This window comes from Ramlibacter sp., from assembly GCA_019635435.1.
Lineage (GTDB): Bacteria > Pseudomonadota > Gammaproteobacteria > Burkholderiales > Burkholderiaceae_C > JAHBZM01.
The window spans coordinates 712,602-729,447 of sequence record JAHBZM010000001.1 but is presented as its reverse complement, the minus strand read 5'-3'; the positions used below and the strand labels follow the sequence as shown (position 1 = coordinate 729,447).

The window sequence follows — 16,846 nt, the reverse complement described above, 5'->3', positions numbered from 1 at the left end:
GACGTCGGGTCACGGGAGCAGGGCTGTGTACAGGCGGACTACCCTGCATTTTGCCCCAGCCTCAGGTCGACCGGCACTGCCCGTCGGCAATGATGGGGTCTTTGGGTCGCTTCTCACCCTCTTCCTGTGACTTCTCTTCCTGAATCAACAGCTTCACGAAGCGCGTGATCTGGTTGTCCTGCTCGCTCAGCGCATCCAGCACCGCCTGCCGCGTGTCTGAATTGCGCAGCAGCGCCACGACCCGGTCAACCGGGCTGGCCGCCGGTGCAGGCGGCGGCGGACTCGGCGGCGCCGGTGGAGTGGGTGCCGGCGGCGGGGGAGGAGGGGGGGGCACGGGCTGCGGCGCCGGCGCAGGGGGTGGCGACGGCGGCGGTGCAGGCTGAGGCGCCGGTGCGGGGGGCGGCGGAGAGGGTGGCGTGGGCGCCGGTGGCGGCGCGGGCACCGGACTGGGCGCGGGGACTGGCGTGGTGGCCACGAGCCGAAGCGCGGAGCTCGGACTCGAGGCGATGGCGCTCGTGAAACCGGCCGCCGAAGGCAGCGTGCCACTGACCGACCCGGGCGACGCGCGGACCAGGTCGAAGGCATCACCCGCCACGAAGGCCGGTGACAGCGGGTTGACCATCACGCTGGCGCCGCTGGCCAGCGTCACATTGCCGCTGACCATGACCACGTCGTAGGTGCTGGTGTTGGTCACGTCGGCATACAGCACCGCCGTGCCCTGCTGGTTCAGGTCGCCCACGATGGACAGCGTGCCGATGGCGCCCAGCCCACCGGGCTTGAGCGCATTCTGGTTGTCCAGCGCGCCTGTGCCCACGTTCAGTGCGCCCGAGCCCGACACGATGCCGGTGTTGGTCAGGCTGGTGTTGGAGGTGTCGAGCGTGGCGCCAGGCGCAATGTCGATCGTGCCCGAATTGCTGGTGAACATGCCGCTGCTGAACTGCAGCGTGCCGCTGCCCGCCCGCACGGTGCCAGTGGGCGAATTGGTCAGGCTGACATTGTTGAGCAGGCTGGTGCCGGTGCCCGCGCTCTTGCGGAAGATGCCATCGTTGGCAATCGTGCCCACACCGCCAAAGCCACCATCCACCTGAATGTCCACGATGCCGCTGGCCGCATTGGAGATGGACGCCCCCACCCCCATGGTGACCTGCGCCGATCCGGACAGCGCCAGCGTGCCCGAGTTGCTGATCTGGCGCGACAGGTTCACCGGCCCGGAGATATTGGCCATCGCGCCGGCTGGCAGCACCAGTTGGCCCGGCCCGGTCAGCGATCCCGAGAGCCAGTCGAAACTGGTCGCCACCGTCAGGTTGTCGCCGCTGAGGGTGCCCCCCGCCAGCGCCACCTTGGATGCGCTGCGGTTGCCGCTCACGTCCAGCGTGCCGCCCAGCACCTTGACGATGGCGGAGCCGGTCACATCCGTGGCCAGCGTCGTGGTGCCCGAATTCTGCCGCGCGTAGCCACCACCGGCGGTGATGGCGGTCGCGCCCCCGCCATTGAGGCTCATGCCGCCGGCCGAGGCAAACAGCACGTCGCGCCCCGCGTCCAGCGTGATCACGCCGGCGCCCGCGTTCAGGCTGGCCCCCAGCGAGACATCGCTGCTGCCCCCGAACGCCTTGAGCGTGATGCCCTGACCGCTCAGGGAGGCCGGCGCCGCCGTGCTGAGGCTGCCACCACTGGTGCGGATGTCGATGGCGCCCGTGCCGGCGGTGATGGCGCCGCCCACCGCGAGGCCCAGGCTGCTGTCCACCACCGTGATTCCACCCGAGGGTGAGGCCAGCGTGCCGATGCTGCCGAAGGCGTTGCCCGAATTGCCCAGCGTGATGGCGCCCGCCGAGGTCGCCGCCGTGAGAACGCCGGCGTCGATGCTGGTGCCGGCCTGCTGGCTGATCGCCCCGCTCATGCCGTTCAGGCTCAGCGCCGTGGGCGCAGTGAGGTTGCCCAGGGTGACGGCATTCGCATTGGTCATCGACACCGAGCCCGTCGTGGTGACAGCGCCCGCGCCCAGCGCCAGCGCCGCGCCCATGCCGTCGAACGCGACGACATTCCCCGAGACGGTCTTGCCCGAGGCCAGCGTGACACCGGGCGCCGTGAACGACAGGACGCCACCGGGCGACGAGACGTTTTCGTTGAGGCTGAGCGCGCCGCCGGCCTGCAGGGTGAGCGTTCCGCCCGAGGTTCCGGTGATGCCGGAAATGATGTCCACACTGCCCACGGTCAGGGCACCGGCGTTGTTGAATACGAAGCTGCCTCCGCTGCCGTATTTGCCGGCCAGCGTGCCCACGTTGTTGGCATCGCTGAGGTCAACGCTGCCCATGCTGTCCACATTGAGCTTGCTGGTGGAGATGGTCTCGGTGCTTGCGTGTCCGATGTTGCCGTCATTGATCAGGCTCACCTGGGAGACCGACGGCAGGTTGATGTTGGTGGTCAGCTGGATGCCACCGGTGTAGCCGGAACCGCCGATCTTCAGGATGCCGGCGGTCACGGTGTTGAGTTCGGCATCGGACAGTTCCAGCCGGCCGGCGGCCACGTCGGTGGCCGAACCCAGGTCGATCACCGTGCCGTTGTTCCAGGGCTTGAGCGTGACGTTGGCGCTGCCGGCATTGGTCGCGGCCGACAGCAGCATGCGGTCCGAGGTGTAGTTCACGTCGACATTGCCGGTCGTGACGGGCGCGTTGATTTCCAGGATGCCCTGCGTGGACACCAGGGTGACGCTGCCGCCGCCGACCCCCTGCGAGATGCCGTCCCCCGCGCCGATGGCGGCCACCGTGACCCCGTTGACGCGCGTGCTCTGCACGTTGATGCTGCCCGCGCCCGAGTTGTGCAATTGCACCCGCGCCGCATTGACCGTCATGGCGCCGCTGCCGCCATCCCCCATGCCGCTGCCCGTGGACACCTTGAGGTCGTTGGCAAAAATCGTCTTGCCCGATTGCACGCCCAGCATGCTCCCGGCCATCAGCGTGACGTTGCCGGCCGTGCCGGCGCCCGTGGGGCCGGCGTCGATGTTGCCGCCGCCCAGGGTCATGAAGCCCGCGCTGTTCAGGGTGATTGCGCCGCCGTTGCCCGGTGCCGGCGGCTTGGTCACGATCTCGCGCACCACCATGTTGCCGCCCGCGCCCCCGGCCGTCAGCGCGACCGCGCCGCCACCGCTCTTGATGCCGCCGATGTTGATCTGTCCGTTGACGGTGCTGAACACCACGTCGCCGCCATTGATCTGGAAGCGGTCGTTCACGTCGGCGGTGCCGATGATGTCGCGCCCGGCGTTGATGGCAAACGTGCTGCCACCGGTCACCAGGCTCATGTTGAGCAGGTCGTCCGCGAGATTGCCCAGGATCACGTCGCGCGTGGCGCTCAGGGTCACGTTGCCCGACAGTCCTTCCAGGGTCTGCTCGGAAATGGTCACGTTCGATGTGGTGTCGGGCTCGCCCGCGCCAATCACGTTGTCGGCCAGCAGCCCGTCGTCGGTGCCGCCGGTGCCGTTGACGATGGTGATGTCCAGCGGGTCCAGCAGCAGGCTGCCCGCCCGGCCGTGCGGCGCCGAGGTGTCCACGGTGGCACGGAAAACGAGCTGGCCCTTGCCCGAGGTTTCCACCCGGCCGCCGTTGCCGCCCTGGGCGCCACCGCGGGCCTGGATATGGCTGCCCACGCGCGTGACGTCGTCCGACCACAGCACCACGGTCCCGCCATCGCCATGGTCCGTGGCGTCCGCGCGGAGGGTGCTGCCCGTCTCGGCCGTGGTCTGGCTCGCATTGGCCACGCGCGCATCCTGGCCCTGCCAGCCCCCGCCGATCAGCACCTCGCCGCCCCCGTGGGCGCCGCTGGCGTCGATCACCGCGCCGCTCCTGAGCATCACCTTGCTGGCGCTGGCCTGCACCTGCCCGCCCAGCGCGCCCTTGCTGGCCACGATCTGGCCGCTGATCTCGGCCTCCTGGCGGCCCTTGAGGATGACCTTGCCGCCCTCGGCGCTGACCGCGTTCGCGCTGATGTAGCCGCTGTGCTTCAGGGTGCCGGCGAACACGCCCACGGCGTCGCCCTTGAGGGTGCCCAGGTTCAGGGCCTGGTCTTCGGGGGCCTGCAACTCAAGCCGGATGCCTTCCAGCCCGCGCCCGGTGAGCTCGGCCTTCTGCCCGGCGGCCAGCACGGTGGCGCCGTTGGGCGATTCGACCAGGGCCTGGATGCCGGTGTTCACGCGCGGGGCGATCAGCACGATGTCGCCGCTGCGCGCCAGGATGCGGCCGTTGACGCTGAGCTCGCCGTTGGCGATGCCGTCGCCGCCAAAGACCAGTTGCCCGGCCAGCGCGTGGGCATCGCTCAGGCGCAGGGTGGAGGCGGTGAAGCCGGCGGTGTCCACGATGGCGCCGGCGCCCACGGCAATGCCCGCGGGGTTGACCAGCACCAGCTTGCCGTTGGAGCTGAGGGTGCCGAAGATGGCGCTGGGGTTGTTGCCCAGCACGCGGTTGATGCTGGTGCTGTCGGCGCCGGGCTGCAGGAAGCGGGTGGTGCTGCCCGCGGGGATGTTGAAGCTTTGCCAGTCCAGCGCGCTGTGGCTGGTGCCCGCGCCGTTGTGGGTGGTGATCAGGGTCTGGTGGCCCTGGGTGACCACGCTGGCGCTGCCGTGGATGGCTTGCAGGCCCACGGGCTGGGCCTGGGCCGCGCCGATGAAGGCCCCGGCAATCGCCAGCGCCGCCCCTGCCGGCCTGAAGCCCGCGACGGCGGGGCTGCTCGCGGTCGGGCGGGCCTCTCGCCCCGCCACCGGGCCCGCTGATCGGGCACTGGCCGGTGCATGGACAGGGTGAGCTGGTTGGCGCAAGGTGTTCTCCGCAAAACGCTTCGGGCTGGGACGTTTACACCTCAGGACCCGACACAGGCTCCGAGGCGAAAATGCTTACTTTCGAAGGTAGCACAGGGTTACACCCCCGACAACCGCGCAGCCCCCCTGAACGGGGGGCCGGGAAGACGCAAATGCGCTTATGCGTCAAATATCACAAAACAATTCCACACTCGGCGCCGACCCGTTTTTCAGGCGCCACGCAACAGTTCCCTGGCCAGGCACAGGTCCGCCCAGGCCTTGGCCTTGTCGGGCAGGTTGCGCAGGAGGTAGGCGGGGTGGTAGGTCACGACCAGGGGCACGCCCTGGTACTGGTGGGCGCGGCCACGCAGCCTGCCGATGGGTTCGGTGGTCTGCAGCAGCGACTGCACGGCAAAGCGGCCCATCGCCAGGATGATCCGCGGCTGCAGCAGCTCGACCTGACGCTGCAGGAAGGGCTGGCACTGGGCCACCTCGGCCGGGTCGGGGTTGCGGTTGCCCGGTGGCCGGCACTTGAGCACATTGGCAATGAACACCTTGTCCTGCCGGTCCAGCCCCAGGGCCTTGAGCATGTTGTCCAGCAGCTTGCCGGCCTGCCCGACAAAGGGTTCGCCCTGCAGATCCTCGTTTTCGCCCGGGGCCTCACCCACGATCAGCCAGTCGGCCCGCTCGTCGCCGGTGCCGAAGACCGTGTTGCGCCGGCCTTCACACAGGCCGCAGGCCTGGCAGCCAGCCACCGCCTCGCGCAGGGCCGCCCAGTCCATGGACGCGATGCCCTCGGGTCGGGGCAGGCGCGCCAGCGGTGCGGCCCGCGCCACGACGGGCGCAGGCACGACGACCCGGGGCGGTGCCCCCGCGGTCGAGGTGGCCGCAGGCGCCGCCAGACTCGGGCGCGCCGGAGCCGGCGCGGCATCTGGCAAGGCGGCGCTGGCCACGGCTTCGGTTTCGGCACCCAAGGGCGCCCAGGTCCGGACGCCCATTTCGGCCAGCATGGCGCGCTGGCGATCATCGAGCTCAAGACTCATAGCCGCAAGCTCATGACCACGGCATCTTCGCGCCGGCCCTGCGACGCGGGGTAATAGCCCTTGCGTTCGCCGACCCGGCGGTAGCCATGGTGCTCGTAGATGCGCAGGGCGCGCAGGTTGCTGACACGCACCTCCAGCCACAGCCACTGGGCCCCCTGGCCGCGCGACCAGATGGCCAGCGCATCCAGCATCACGCGGCCCCAGCCCTGTGCCTGGTGGGGTGGCGCGACGGTGATGTTGAGCAGGTGTACTTCGTCCACGCCCTTCATGGCCACGAAATAGCCCAGCAGGGCCCCGTCGGCCACCAGCACCTGGGCCTGGTAGCCCGAACGCAGCGAGTCGCTGAAGTTGCCGCGTGACCAGGGTTGCGGGTAGGCCGCCTGTTCGATGCGCACGACGTCGTCGAGCCACGCCTCGGTCAGCGGCTCGAACTGGGCTTCAAGGGTCTTGAATACAGCGCTCATGCAAGGGGTGAGGGCGCGGCGGCGGCAGCCCGCTCGTCCGCGCGTTCCTGGGTGGTTTTGGCGACTTTATCGCGAATGTAGCGGGGCAGGGCCTGACCCGGGGGCACGGCCTGACCGGCGGCCAGCAGCGCCGGCGCCAGCCGCAGCAGCGCCGAGGCCGTGGGCAGCACCTCGATGCGCGGCGCGCCCGCCGGCAGCCGTGGGCCATAGGCCACAAACGCGTTGCCCGCGAGCACCTGGCCCGCGGCCACCCGGACCTGCTCGGGGCGCGAGAGGCGGAAGTCGCCGCCCTGCTGCCAGCGCCCGGCGCTGAATTCGTAGCCGGCTGAATAGACCTCGTCCATGCGTGCGTCAAGCAGCGCCTGGATGCTGTGGGCGCCGCTGTGGTGGCGGGCCTCCTCGGCCACCGCGAGCAGCGTGTCCACCGGCAGCACGGGCACGCCGGCGCCATAGGCCAGCCCCTGGGCCACGGAACAGGCGGTGCGCAGCCCCGTGAACGAACCCGGCCCGCAGCCAAACACCACGGCGTCCAGGTCGCGCAGGGACAGGCCGGCCTGCGCCAGCAGCGCCAGGGCCTGCGGAATCAGCGTGGCCGAGGCCTGGGCACCGCCCGGGCCGGCATGGGTCCACGCCATGGCCTGGCCATCCACCGTGCGGCCCACGGCGAGCGACAGGGTTTCGGTGCTGGTGTCAAAGGCAAGCAGCTTCATGGTGAGATTTTCAAGGCAAATCAGCCTGTAGTCCTGGCCCCTCGGGCACTGTCAGCTATCAAATCAGTAGCAACCACGGGCCGCGCGGCACGCACGCCGAACAGGATGCCCGCCGTGACCAGCCCCAGCCCGGCGAGCAGGTTCCAGTACAGCGGCTCGCCCAGGAAAGCCACCGCGCCCAGCGCGGAAAGCCCCGGCACCAGCGCCGTGATCATGGTGGAGCGGACCGGGCCGAAGTGCCGGATCATGGTGGTAAAGGTAATGCCCGAGATCACTACCGAGCCCACGCCCTGGAACACCACCTGGAACAGCAGCTCGCTCCAGGGCGCCTCGCCCAGCCGGCTTGCCACGCTGCCGGTGGCCGCCAGCAGTGCGTAGGCCGGCACATAGGCCAGGAAGGCAAAGACGGTGATGGCAATGGTGGCCTGCACCGCGCCCAGGCCATGGCGGCGCGCCAGCACGCCGTAGACCGACCAGCACAGCGCGGCGCTCATGAACAGCAGGTCACCCTTCCAGACGTCGCCGCCCTCGAACGCGTGCAGCAGGCTGGCGCCCCCCACCAGCAGGTCGCCCGCGACGATCAGGCCCAGGCCGGCCGCGCGCAGCGGCGTGATGCGGTCGTGCAGGATCAGCGCCGCCAGCAGCGTGGTCCACAGCGGCAGGCTGCCGGGCATCAGGACCGAGGCATGGGCCGCGGGGGCGTAGAAGAAGCCGGCGTAGGCCAGCAGCGCATACAGCAGGCCGCCAAACAGGCCCATCAGCGCGGTGAGCCTGAACGGCAACGGGGACAAGCCCAGCCAGCCCGGCAGCTTGCCGCTGCGCACCAGCCACCAGCCCCAGGGCAGCAGCACGACGCTGGCGCCCAGGATGCGTGCAAAGGCAAGGTCGAACGGCCCCAGCGTGCGCTGGGCCGAGGCCCGCGCAATGACGATGAAGGAAGTCCAGATGGTGACGGTGATGACCGCGGCGGCCAGGCCCACCGCTCTGGGGGACAGGCCCGGAATGGAACGCATCGCCCGATTATCGAGGGGCCGGATAATCGCCGCATGCGACTGACCCATTGCCTTGCCGCGGCGCTGGCCATCCTGGCCACCGCGCCCGTGCAGGCCAAAGGCCTGCCGCCCGGTGTGGAGGCCGCGCTGGCCCGCGCCAAAATTCCCGCCGACGCCGTGACCCTGCTGGTGGCTGACGCCGACGGCAAGGCCCCGCCACGGCTGAGTCACCGCACCGAGGTGGCATTCAACCCCGCCTCGGTCATGAAACTGGTGACCACCTACGCGGCGCTGGACCAATTGGGCCCCGCCTTTGCCTGGCACACGCCGGTCTATGTGGATGGCCCGGTGCGCGACGGCGTGCTCACGGGCAACCTGTATGTGCGCGGCCAGGGCGACCCCACGCTGGTGGTGGAGCGGCTGTGGCTGTTGCTGCGCCGCGTCCAGGGTCTGGGCATCCGGCAGATTGCGGGTGACATCGTGCTGGACCACGGCGCGTTTGACGTGGCACCACAGGACCCGGGTCGCTTTGACGGCGAGCCGCTGCGCCCGTACAACGCCGCCCCCGACGCACTGCTGCTCAACTACAAGTCGGTGGTCATGACCTTTGTGCCCGACCGCGGCAACGCCAGCGCCGCCGTCCACGTCGAGCCACCGCTGTCGGGCGTGCAGTTCCCGCCGAGCGTGGCCACGGCGCCGGGCGAGTGCGCGGACTGGCGCGGCGCACTCAAAGCCGACTTTGCCAACCCGTCGCGCGTGCGGTTCGCGGGCGCCTACCCGGCCGCCTGCGGCGAGCGGGTCTGGCCCCTGGCCTTTGCCGACCCGGCCAGCTACGCGGCCCGCGCGGTGGCCGGCCTGTGGACCCAGCTGGGCGGCACGCTGACCGGCCAGGTCCGTGATGGCCGCGTGCCGGTCGGCTTGGCGCCGGCTTTTGAGGCGGTCTCGCCGCCGCTGGCCGAGGTGGTGCGCGACATCAACAAATACAGCAACAACGTGATGGCCCAGCAGCTGTACCTCACGCTGAGCCTGCAGCAAAAGGGGCTGGGCACGCTGGCCGGCTCGCAGGAGGTGCTGGCGCAGTGGTGGCGCGAGCGCCTGGGCGGGGCCGAACCGCCGGTGATGGACAACGGCTCCGGGCTCTCGCGCGATGCGCGGATCACGGCCCGCTCGCTGGGGCGCCTGCTGCAGCGGGCCTGGGCCTCGCCGCTGATGCCCGAGCTGGTCTCGTCGCTGCCCATCAGCGGGGTCGACGGGACCCTGCGGCGCAGCAAAAGCGCAGCCACGGCCCACCTGAAGACCGGCAGCCTGCGCGACGTGGCCGGCGTGGCCGGCTATGTGCTGGGGGCCAGTGGCAAGCGCCACGTGCTGGTGGCGCTGGTCAACCACCCCAATGCGGCGCAGGCACGGCCCGTGTTCGATGCGCTGGTGGACTGGGCTGCCAGCGATCTTTGACCCACCGGCGCCGAGCGCGCGCCGTCACAGCCGGCAAGCCTCCACGGCGCGCTGCGTCACCTTGGAGACTGCGAGGCGCGGCGGCCTCGCGTTTACCCGGTGCATCCCCCGGCGGGGCCCTCCTAGCATTCGGAAAAAAGGACACCCGTCTTTTTTCACCCAAGGAGACAAGCATGAAAAAGATTCACGCCCTGACCGCGGTCGCGGCAGCCAGCCTGTTGGTCGCCTGCGGCGGCAGCAGCGACGACGAGCGCGGCGCGCTCAAGGAAACGCCCGCCACCATGGCCTCGCTGACCGCGGCGCAGATTGACGCCGGCACCGCGAGCAGCGGCCTGCAGGCCCTGAGCGGCAAGGCCAAATGCGATGTGAAGGTGGTGCAGCTCAACTACGCCACCGTTGGCGCGGTCGGCGAAACCACCAACGCCTCGGCCGCGCTGCTGGTGCCTGGCGGCGCCTGCGCCGGGCCGTTCCCGCTCGTGGCGTACGCCAAGGGCACCGACGTGCAAAAGCCGCGCACGCTGGCCAACCCGGCCGATGGCGAAACCGCGCTGCTCGCGGCCATGTACGCGGCCCAGGGCTATGCGGTGGTGGCCACCGACTACCTGGGCTTCGCCAAATCGAGCTATGCCTATCACCCTTACCTGCATGCCGACTCGGAAGCCACCTCGGTGATCGACTCCATCCGCGCCGCGCGCGCGGCCGCCGTGATCCAGGGCTTCAGCCTGTCGGGCAAGGTCATGCTCACGGGCTACTCGCAGGGTGGCCACTCGTCCATGGCGGCCCACCGCGCGATCGAGCGCGACATCCCCAACGAGATCAACGTGGTCGCTGGCGCCCACCTGGCGGGGCCGTACAACCTGTCGGGGTCGCTCAAGGTGCCGACCGCCATTGCCGGTGTGCAGTTTTTCGTGCCCTATCTCGTGACGGCCTGGCAGAAGGTCTATGGCGGCATCTACAGCAACGTGACGCAGGCCTTCAAGCTGCCGTATTCGAACTACATCGAAACCCTGCTGCCCAGCCCGACCCTGACCTACACCACCCTGGTCACCACGGGCGCGCTGCCCGGCGCCAACGGCGAAACCCCGACCCAGGCCCGTGACGCGGTGTTCCAGTCCGCCTTCATCACCGACAGCCAGACCAGCAACACCAACGCGCTGTACCTGGCGGCCAAGAAGAACGACCTGCTCGGCTGGAATCCGAAGGCACGCACCCTGCTGTGCGGCGGCGCCGGTGACCCGACCGTTCCCCCCGCCGTGCACATGGCCGTGGCCCAGGCCGACTTCAGCAGCCGCAACCTGACCAACGTGACCTCGGTGGATGTGGACGCCCTGGTGCAGGCCACCTATGGCCCGGGCGGCAAGGCCCCGACGGACCCGGCCTCGGCGGCGTTCGCCACCTACTACGGCAGCTACCATGGCACCTACGAGCCGCCGTTCTGCCACCTGCAGGCCCGCACGGTGTTCGATTCGGTCAAGTAAGGCCCGCAGCCCTTCCCCGGGGCGGCCCGCCCAAGGAAAAAGCGCCCCGAGGGGCGCTTTTTTGATGGCCTGAAGCGGGCCTCAGAACATCATGCCGACGCCGAAGCTGATCACGCTGGGGTTGAGCTTGGTGTCGATGGTCTGCCCCGTGGACAGGGTGGTCGTGGTCTTGAGGAAGGTCTTGGCATAAGACACATCGGCAAACCACTTGTCGTTGATGCGGAAGGTCGCGCCCAGGCCGGGCGTGAGCGCAAACTTGGACTTCACGTCCAACTGCGTGCTGCCGCCCGGCGGGTTGGCCGGGTTCAGGCCGTTCAGCGTGGCGCTGCCGCGCTCGCCATAGAAGTAGGCGTAGGTCGCGCCCAGCATCACGTAGGGCCGCACCTTGGCCGCGGCCTCGCCAAAGCGGTACTGGAAGAACAGCGTCATGGGCAAGGCCCGGGTCTCGCCGATCTGGCCCGCGCCGGCAATCGCGCCAGCGCCGTACAGCTTGTGCTTGAAGGCCGGCGCCAGCGGCAGCTCCAGCGACATGTTGTCAGTGAGGCTGTAGGTGATCGCGATGCTGGGCTGGGTGTTGCTGCCCACATCGGTCTGGGTGCCGGCCGGCGACGGGGCCGACAGGTTGCCGCTGGACACATGGGGCGAGATGCGGGTGGCGCCGGCGCGCACCATCCAGGTCCCGGCCGACTGGGCGAAGGCGCTGGTGCCGAGCAAGCTGGCAATGGCCGCAACCATCAGGGTCTTTTTCATGGGGTTTCTCCTTGCGTGTTGCGTGGGATCAGAGCCAGCCGGCACGGGCCAGCGCACGGTTCACCGAGGCGGCGAGCAGCTGGTGGCCGTAGGGCGTGGGGTGGAAGCTGTCCGAGAACGCGTAGGTGTTGAACCAGTTGGTTCCGCTCACGCCGGTGGGCGGCGCAGCGTTGAGGGCGTTGGAGGTGCAGGTCTGGAAGGTGTAGGTGGGCAGGCCGCTCGAATCCACGCCCGTGGCGGGACAGGCCGGCGTCTTGGCATTGGCCAGGCCGTAGGAGGCGGGATTCTTCACCTCGTCGGTGAAGTCGGTATAGAAGTCCACCAGCGCGACGCGGCTGTCGGCACCGATATTGGCCTTGAGCTTGGCGTTGAAGGCGCTGATCCATTGCTGGATCGCGCCCTGCAGCTGGGCCGCCGCGGTGGCGCCGGCGGTGCCGCCGCCGGAGGCCGCCGCCACGCCGGTCAGCACCGCCTGGAAGCGTGGCGTGAGCGTGATGTCAGGCATGTTCAGCACGGCCACGCGGTTGGCGCCCTTGTCCAGGCTGTTGGCCTTGATGCTGGCGTAGAAGGTGTCGGCCAGCTTCTGCATGTAGGCGCCCGCGGCAATGGCGGCGCCATTGGGCTGGGTCAGCGCGCCGCCAATGGTGGCGGCATCCAGCTGCTGGGCCAAGAAGGCCTGGTAGGCGGCCACGCCGGCCGCGCCGGAGGCCGCGCCCAGGTAGGCGCCCACCAGGTCGGCGGCGTCATTGCCGCCGCCATCGATCAGCAGCAGCTCGCCTTCCACATAGTTGCCGGCCGCGGCGCGGGTCGCCAGCTGCGTGCCCACGGTTTGCGGATTGGTCGCGCCACCCTGGGCAGCCGGCGTGACGATGCGCCCGCCGCCGATGGCGTAGTTGGTGCAGCCGGCCGTGGGGTTGGCCACAAAGGTGGTGCCGTTGTACAGGAAGAAATTGCACTGCGCGCTGCCGTTCACGCCGATGGTGTTGGCCACAAGCTGCGGCCAGATCGGGAAGCCCTTGGGATTGCTGGAATCCTGGACGGTGAACTTGAAGCCGAAGGTGCCCACGTCGGCCAGGCTGTCGCCCATGACGTAGACCTTGCTGATGGACGCCTTGGGAGCGATTTCGCCCCCACCGCCGCACGCGGCGACCAAGAGGGCCGCACCCATGGCGGCCCAGGTTCTTCTGGACAGTTTCATTGTTTCTCCTGATGGCTGGATGAATGACAAAAAAAGAACGACCGTTCTTTTTTGTATCCAGATATTACGCCGGCAAGCGCGGCTTGCCCACAGGGGTTTCACCCGAGGGACAGGGTCAGGAGGAGGTCAGCGGGAATCCCGCCGGCCCGGGGCGGCCGGCGGGTCGGGGCATTGGCCTACCAGCGCGCGCGCACGCGGTTGTAGGCGTATTCACCAAACAGCTGGTGGGCCCGGGGGGTGGGGTAGATGCCGTCGGCAAAGGTGTAGAGCCCGTAGTTCAGGCCGGTGCCGATGGTGCCTGCATTGCACAGCGCCGAATTGACCTTGCCGTTGCCGGTGCCGATGCCCGGCCCCGGGTCGACCGAGGTGCAGACCACCGTGGTGGCATCGTTCAGGCTGTAGTTGGCCGGGGTCGAGGTCACCAGGTTGTAATGGAACGCCGCGTCCACATAGAGCACGTTGGCGCCCAGGTCGACGATGGACACCAGCAGTTCCTCATTGAAGCGGCTGCTGGCCTCCAGCGCCAGGTCACCCTGGCCGATCGCGGCCGCCCAGGGGGAGCGGCCCAGGTTGTAGGTGCCCGCCACCACCACGTACTTGCCACCGGCCTGCACCAGACGGCGCACCTGCGCGCCCAGATCACGGCCGGCCTGCTTGACGTTGGCGATCATCTGCGCCCCGGTCTGGGTGCCCGCGGTGACGGCGGCCATCTGGGCGACGATGTCGCTGATACCACCGTTGATGACGACCACGTCATTGGCACCCAGGGTGTTGGATGCCAGGAAGCTGTCCACCTGCTCGGTCACCGTCAGCGTGGCGGTGTTGCCCGCGGCATCGGGCTTGGCCGTGATGCGCGCGTTGCCCCGGGCATACGACAGGCCACCGGCCGAGGCGGTGGTCAGCGTCTGGCCATACAGCGATGCCATGTAGGCCGTCCAGACATTGACGGTGCCGTCGTTCACGGTGTAGCGCGAGCCGTTCTGGCCCAGGTCACTGAATCCATCACCGAAAGTGATGAAGCGCGCCGGACTCAGCGCCGATTCGATGCTGCTCGACCCGCAGGAGGCCAGCAGGCCCGCCGAGGCACACGCCAGTGCCAGCACGGCACGGCGCAACCAGTTTCTTGCCATTGAAATCTCCAAAGTACTGCGGGGTAGTTTAACGACAGAGGGTAAACAGCCGGGGCCGGGCTCAATGGCCGCCGGGCGGCCCCAAGGCCATTGCGGCCCCCTCGGGGGGCGGCGACCCACGCCCCAGTGGAGGAGCATGGGGGCCCGTCAGGCGGCGGCCGCGCGCTGCAGCCGGTCGCGCACGCCTTCCCAGTCGGGTGTGTCAGGGGGTGTTTCGACCCAGATCAGCGAGACGCCCGCCGCGTCGAATTCGCGCAGCGTGGCAAACAGCTGCTGCGCGGTGGCCACGGCATCGTCGGGCATGCGCCGGCGCAGCACCTGGCTGGAGGGGGTCCGCACGATGATCCGTGAATACACGGCGATCCGGGCCGCGTCGGCGCCCAGCAGGTCCAGCGCCGTCTGCAGCGCCCGGGCGTCCATGAGGCGCACCCGCGCCTGCGGGGCGTAGTGGGCTTCCAGCGTGCCCGGCGCGCGCGGCGCCTGCGGGGCGGCCTCTTCGGCCAGCCACTCGGCCTGGGAGCGCAGCCGCTGGCCGCACACGGCCTCGATCCGGGCCCGGGTCAGCACCCCGGGGCGCAGCAGCACGGGCACGCCGCGCGTGCAGTCCACGATGGTGGACTCGATGCCCACCTCGCAGGCCCCGCCGTCGAGCACGGGCACCGCGTCGCCAAACTCCGACTGCACGTGGCTGGCGGCGGTGGGGCTGACGCGGCCAAAGCGGTTGGCGCTGGGGCCGGCCAGGCCCCGCACCGCGGGCTGCGTGCCAGCGCAGGCGCGCAGCAGCGCCAGCGCCACGGGATGCGAGGGGCAGCGCAGCCCGATCGAGTCCTGCCCGCCCGCGGCCGCCGTGGCCACGCCGGCGCGGCGCGGCAGGATCAGCGTCAACGGGCCGGGCCAGAAGGCCTGGATCAGGGCCTGCGCAAAGCCGGGCACCGCCGAGGCAAAGTGCGTGACAGCAGCGGCGTCGGCCACATGAACGATCAGCGGGTGGTCGCTGGGCCGGCCCTTGGCGGCAAAGATGCCGGCCACGGCGGCGTCGTTGCCGGCGTCGGCGCCCAGGCCATAGACGGTTTCGGTCGGGAAGGCCACCAGGGCGCCGCGCGCCAGCAGCTGGGCCGCCTGGTCGACGTCGTGGGCGCTGCGGCCGTCCAGCAGCATCTAGAACGCCTCGATGCCCAGCAAGGCGGCGGCCTGCAGCGCCACGCGGCGCACGGCAGCGGCGTCGGGGCCGGTCACGTTGAGGTGGCCCATCTTGCGGCCACGCCGGGCCTCGGTCTTGCCGTACAGGTGCAGGTGGGTGCCGGGCAGCGCCAGCACCTGGGCCCAGGGCGGCGTGAGCGGCACCGTGGCCCCGGGCGCGAACCACAAATCACCGAGCAGGTTGAGCATGATGGCCGGGCTGTGCTGGCGCGGCGCCACCAGCGGCAGGCCGGTCATGGCGCGCACCTGCAGATCGAACTGCGACACATCGCAGGCATCCATGCTGTAGTGGCCGCTGTTGTGCGGGCGCGGCGCCATCTCGTTGACCACCAGCGACCCATCGGCCAGCACGAAGAACTCGACGCACAGCACACCCACGTAGGCCAGCCCGTTTGCTATGGATTCCGTAGCAGATACTGCCCGCGCCATCTGGACTCCAGGCATGTTTGACGCATGAACCTCGGTCACGGCGAGGATGCCGTCGCGGTGCAGGTTGAGCTGGGGCGGCAGGTGAACCATTTGCCCGCCCTGCCCGCGCGCCACGATCACCGAGATCTCGGCGGCCAGCGGCAGCATCTTTTCAAGCACGCAGGGCACCTCGCCCAGCTGCTGCCAGGCGGCGGCCAGTGCCTCGCGCGTGGCCACGCGGACCTGGCCCTTGCCGTCGTACCCCAGGCGGGCCGTCTTGAGAATCCCGGGCAGCAGGTCGTCGGCCACGGCCGCCAGTTGCGTGGCGGTCTCGATCACGGCCCAGGGCGCGCAGGCCACACCGCAGCGCGTGAAATGCGCTTTTTCAAGCGCCCGGTCCTGCGCGATGGCCACGGCATCGCCACCCGGCGCCACGGGCCGTGTGGCGGCCAGGGTGCGCAGGGCCTGAGCGGGCACGTTCTCGAATTCGGTGGTGATGGCGGCGCTGAGCTGCGCCAACCGGGCCAGCCCGGCCGCGTCTTCGTAGCCGGCCTGGATGTGGTGGTGGCTGACCCGCCCCGCCGGGCTGTCCGGGTCCGGGTCGAGCACGGCCGTGAAGTAGCCCATCTGCTGGGCCGCGTGGGCAAACATGCGCCCGAGCTGGCCACCCCCCATCACGCCCAGCGTGGCGCCCGGAAGAATCGTGCTCATGAGGATTTGGGCGTGGCGTCCACGGGCGGCAGCGTCATGGCGCGGGCGGCCTCGGTCTGCCTGGCGCGAAAGGCCTCCAGCCGGGTGCGCAACGCGGCGTCATGGCTGGCCAGCAGCGCCACCGCGAACAGCGCCGCGTTGGCGGCTCCGGCCGCGCCAATGGCAAAGGTGGCCACCGGAATGCCCTTGGGCATCTGCACGATGCTGTGCAGCGAATCCACGCCCTGCAGGTGGCGGCTGGCCACCGGCACGCCCAGCACCGGCACCACCGTCTTGGCCGCCAGCATGCCCGGCAGGTGGGCCGCGCCACCCGCCCCGGCGATGATGGCCTGCAGCCCGCGCGTGGCCGCGGACTCGGCGTAGGCGAACATGTCATCGGGCATGCGATGGGCCGAAACCACCCGGGCTTCATGGGCGATACCGAATTCCTGGAGAATCTGGACTGCGTGTTGCAGGGTGTCCCAGTCTGAACTGGACCCCATGACGACACCGATGAGGGGGGTCATTGGCTGGCTCCTAAAGATTGA

At 69.9% G+C, this 16,846-nt stretch carries 13 protein-coding genes; 2 read left to right on the top strand and 11 right to left on the bottom strand.

The features are described 5' to 3' along the window. Positions 1 to 61 precede the first annotated feature (61 nt). The 5 genes from KF796_03425 to KF796_03405 form a co-directional block, all read right to left on the bottom strand. Entirely contained in the window at positions 62 to 4,804 is a 4,743-nt protein-coding gene (locus tag KF796_03425) for a filamentous hemagglutinin N-terminal domain-containing protein (GenBank protein MBX3585672.1), read from the bottom strand. A 209-nt stretch (positions 4,805 to 5,013) separates the two neighbouring features. Beyond that, a complete protein-coding gene (locus KF796_03420; GenBank protein ID MBX3585671.1) occupies positions 5,014 to 5,826 on the bottom strand; it encodes a uracil-DNA glycosylase in 813 nt (270 codons plus the stop codon). Beyond that, entirely contained in the window at positions 5,823 to 6,290 is a 468-nt protein-coding gene (gene rimI / locus KF796_03415; protein ID MBX3585670.1) for a ribosomal protein S18-alanine N-acetyltransferase, read from the bottom strand. The genes KF796_03420 and rimI overlap by 4 nt, the downstream gene beginning before the upstream one ends. Then, complete coding sequence (gene tsaB, locus KF796_03410) at positions 6,287 to 7,000, bottom strand: tRNA (adenosine(37)-N6)-threonylcarbamoyltransferase complex dimerization subunit type 1 TsaB (GenBank protein ID MBX3585669.1); 714 nt, start codon at positions 6,998 to 7,000, stop codon at positions 6,287 to 6,289. The genes rimI and tsaB overlap by 4 nt, the downstream gene beginning before the upstream one ends. Positions 7,001 to 7,020: 20 nt before the next feature. Then, positions 7,021 to 8,013 (bottom strand): DMT family transporter, encoded by a 993-nt coding sequence (locus KF796_03405; GenBank protein MBX3585668.1) that lies wholly within the window; start codon positions 8,011 to 8,013, stop codon positions 7,021 to 7,023. Between the two features lie 33 nt (positions 8,014 to 8,046). On the opposite strand from KF796_03405, the gene dacB reads away from it, so the two are divergent. Together dacB and KF796_03395 are read left to right on the top strand one after the other, a co-directional pair. After that, positions 8,047 to 9,444, top strand: coding sequence for a D-alanyl-D-alanine carboxypeptidase/D-alanyl-D-alanine-endopeptidase (gene dacB, locus KF796_03400; GenBank protein MBX3585667.1), 1,398 nt, complete (start codon positions 8,047 to 8,049; stop codon positions 9,442 to 9,444). Positions 9,445 to 9,617: 173 nt separating this feature from the next. Continuing rightward, positions 9,618 to 10,922, top strand: a complete 1,305-nt coding sequence (locus KF796_03395) for an esterase (GenBank protein MBX3585666.1) — start codon at positions 9,618 to 9,620, stop codon at positions 10,920 to 10,922. Positions 10,923 to 11,003: 81 nt separating this feature from the next. On the opposite strand, the gene KF796_03390 is transcribed toward KF796_03395, so the two are convergent. The 6 genes from KF796_03390 to purE form a co-directional block, all read right to left on the bottom strand. Next, on the bottom strand, positions 11,004 to 11,672 hold the full coding sequence (locus KF796_03390; protein MBX3585665.1) for an outer membrane beta-barrel protein: 669 nt from the start codon (positions 11,670 to 11,672) through the stop codon (positions 11,004 to 11,006). 28 nt (positions 11,673 to 11,700) lie between these two features. Continuing rightward, on the bottom strand, positions 11,701 to 12,870 hold the full coding sequence (locus tag KF796_03385; GenBank protein ID MBX3585664.1) for an SGNH/GDSL hydrolase family protein: 1,170 nt from the start codon (positions 12,868 to 12,870) through the stop codon (positions 11,701 to 11,703). 176 nt (positions 12,871 to 13,046) lie between these two features. Next, positions 13,047 to 14,000 (bottom strand): SGNH/GDSL hydrolase family protein, encoded by a 954-nt coding sequence (locus KF796_03380; protein MBX3585663.1) that lies wholly within the window; start codon positions 13,998 to 14,000, stop codon positions 13,047 to 13,049. A gap of 147 nt (positions 14,001 to 14,147) precedes the next feature. Next, positions 14,148 to 15,158 (bottom strand): threonylcarbamoyl-AMP synthase, encoded by a 1,011-nt coding sequence (locus tag KF796_03375; protein ID MBX3585662.1) that lies wholly within the window; start codon positions 15,156 to 15,158, stop codon positions 14,148 to 14,150. After that, the gene (locus KF796_03370) at positions 15,159 to 16,319 is read right to left on the bottom strand and encodes a 5-(carboxyamino)imidazole ribonucleotide synthase (GenBank protein ID MBX3585661.1); all 1,161 of its coding nucleotides are present in this window, start codon (positions 16,317 to 16,319) and stop codon (positions 15,159 to 15,161) included. It lies immediately after the preceding gene. Further along, complete coding sequence (gene purE / locus KF796_03365; GenBank protein MBX3585660.1) at positions 16,316 to 16,825, bottom strand: 5-(carboxyamino)imidazole ribonucleotide mutase; 510 nt, start codon at positions 16,823 to 16,825, stop codon at positions 16,316 to 16,318. Before purE ends, KF796_03370 begins: the two co-directional genes overlap by 4 nt. Positions 16,826 to 16,846: the final 21 nt, after the last annotated feature.

What these genes read in the sequence shown, in the direction of transcription:
- KF796_03390 (MBX3585665.1), bottom strand. Translation starts at nt 11,672, where the DNA reads ATGAAAAAGACCCTGATGGTTGCGGCCATTGCCAGCTTGCTCGGCACC.
- KF796_03385 (MBX3585664.1), bottom strand. Translation starts at nt 12,870, where the DNA reads ATGAAACTGTCCAGAAGAACCTGGGCCGCCATGGGTGCGGCCCTCTTG.
- dacB (MBX3585667.1), top strand. Translation starts at nt 8,047, where the DNA reads ATGCGACTGACCCATTGCCTTGCCGCGGCGCTGGCCATCCTGGCCACC.
- purE (MBX3585660.1), bottom strand. Translation starts at nt 16,825, where the DNA reads ATGACCCCCCTCATCGGTGTCGTCATGGGGTCCAGTTCAGACTGGGAC.
- KF796_03380 (MBX3585663.1), bottom strand. Translation starts at nt 14,000, where the DNA reads ATGGCAAGAAACTGGTTGCGCCGTGCCGTGCTGGCACTGGCGTGTGCC.
- KF796_03375 (MBX3585662.1), bottom strand. Translation starts at nt 15,158, where the DNA reads ATGCTGCTGGACGGCCGCAGCGCCCACGACGTCGACCAGGCGGCCCAG.
- KF796_03370 (MBX3585661.1), bottom strand. Translation starts at nt 16,319, where the DNA reads ATGAGCACGATTCTTCCGGGCGCCACGCTGGGCGTGATGGGGGGTGGC.
- tsaB (MBX3585669.1), bottom strand. Translation starts at nt 7,000, where the DNA reads ATGAAGCTGCTTGCCTTTGACACCAGCACCGAAACCCTGTCGCTCGCC.
- rimI (MBX3585670.1), bottom strand. Translation starts at nt 6,290, where the DNA reads ATGAGCGCTGTATTCAAGACCCTTGAAGCCCAGTTCGAGCCGCTGACC.
- KF796_03395 (MBX3585666.1), top strand. Translation starts at nt 9,618, where the DNA reads ATGAAAAAGATTCACGCCCTGACCGCGGTCGCGGCAGCCAGCCTGTTG.
- KF796_03420 (MBX3585671.1), bottom strand. Translation starts at nt 5,826, where the DNA reads ATGAGTCTTGAGCTCGATGATCGCCAGCGCGCCATGCTGGCCGAAATG.
- KF796_03405 (MBX3585668.1), bottom strand. Translation starts at nt 8,013, where the DNA reads ATGCGTTCCATTCCGGGCCTGTCCCCCAGAGCGGTGGGCCTGGCCGCC.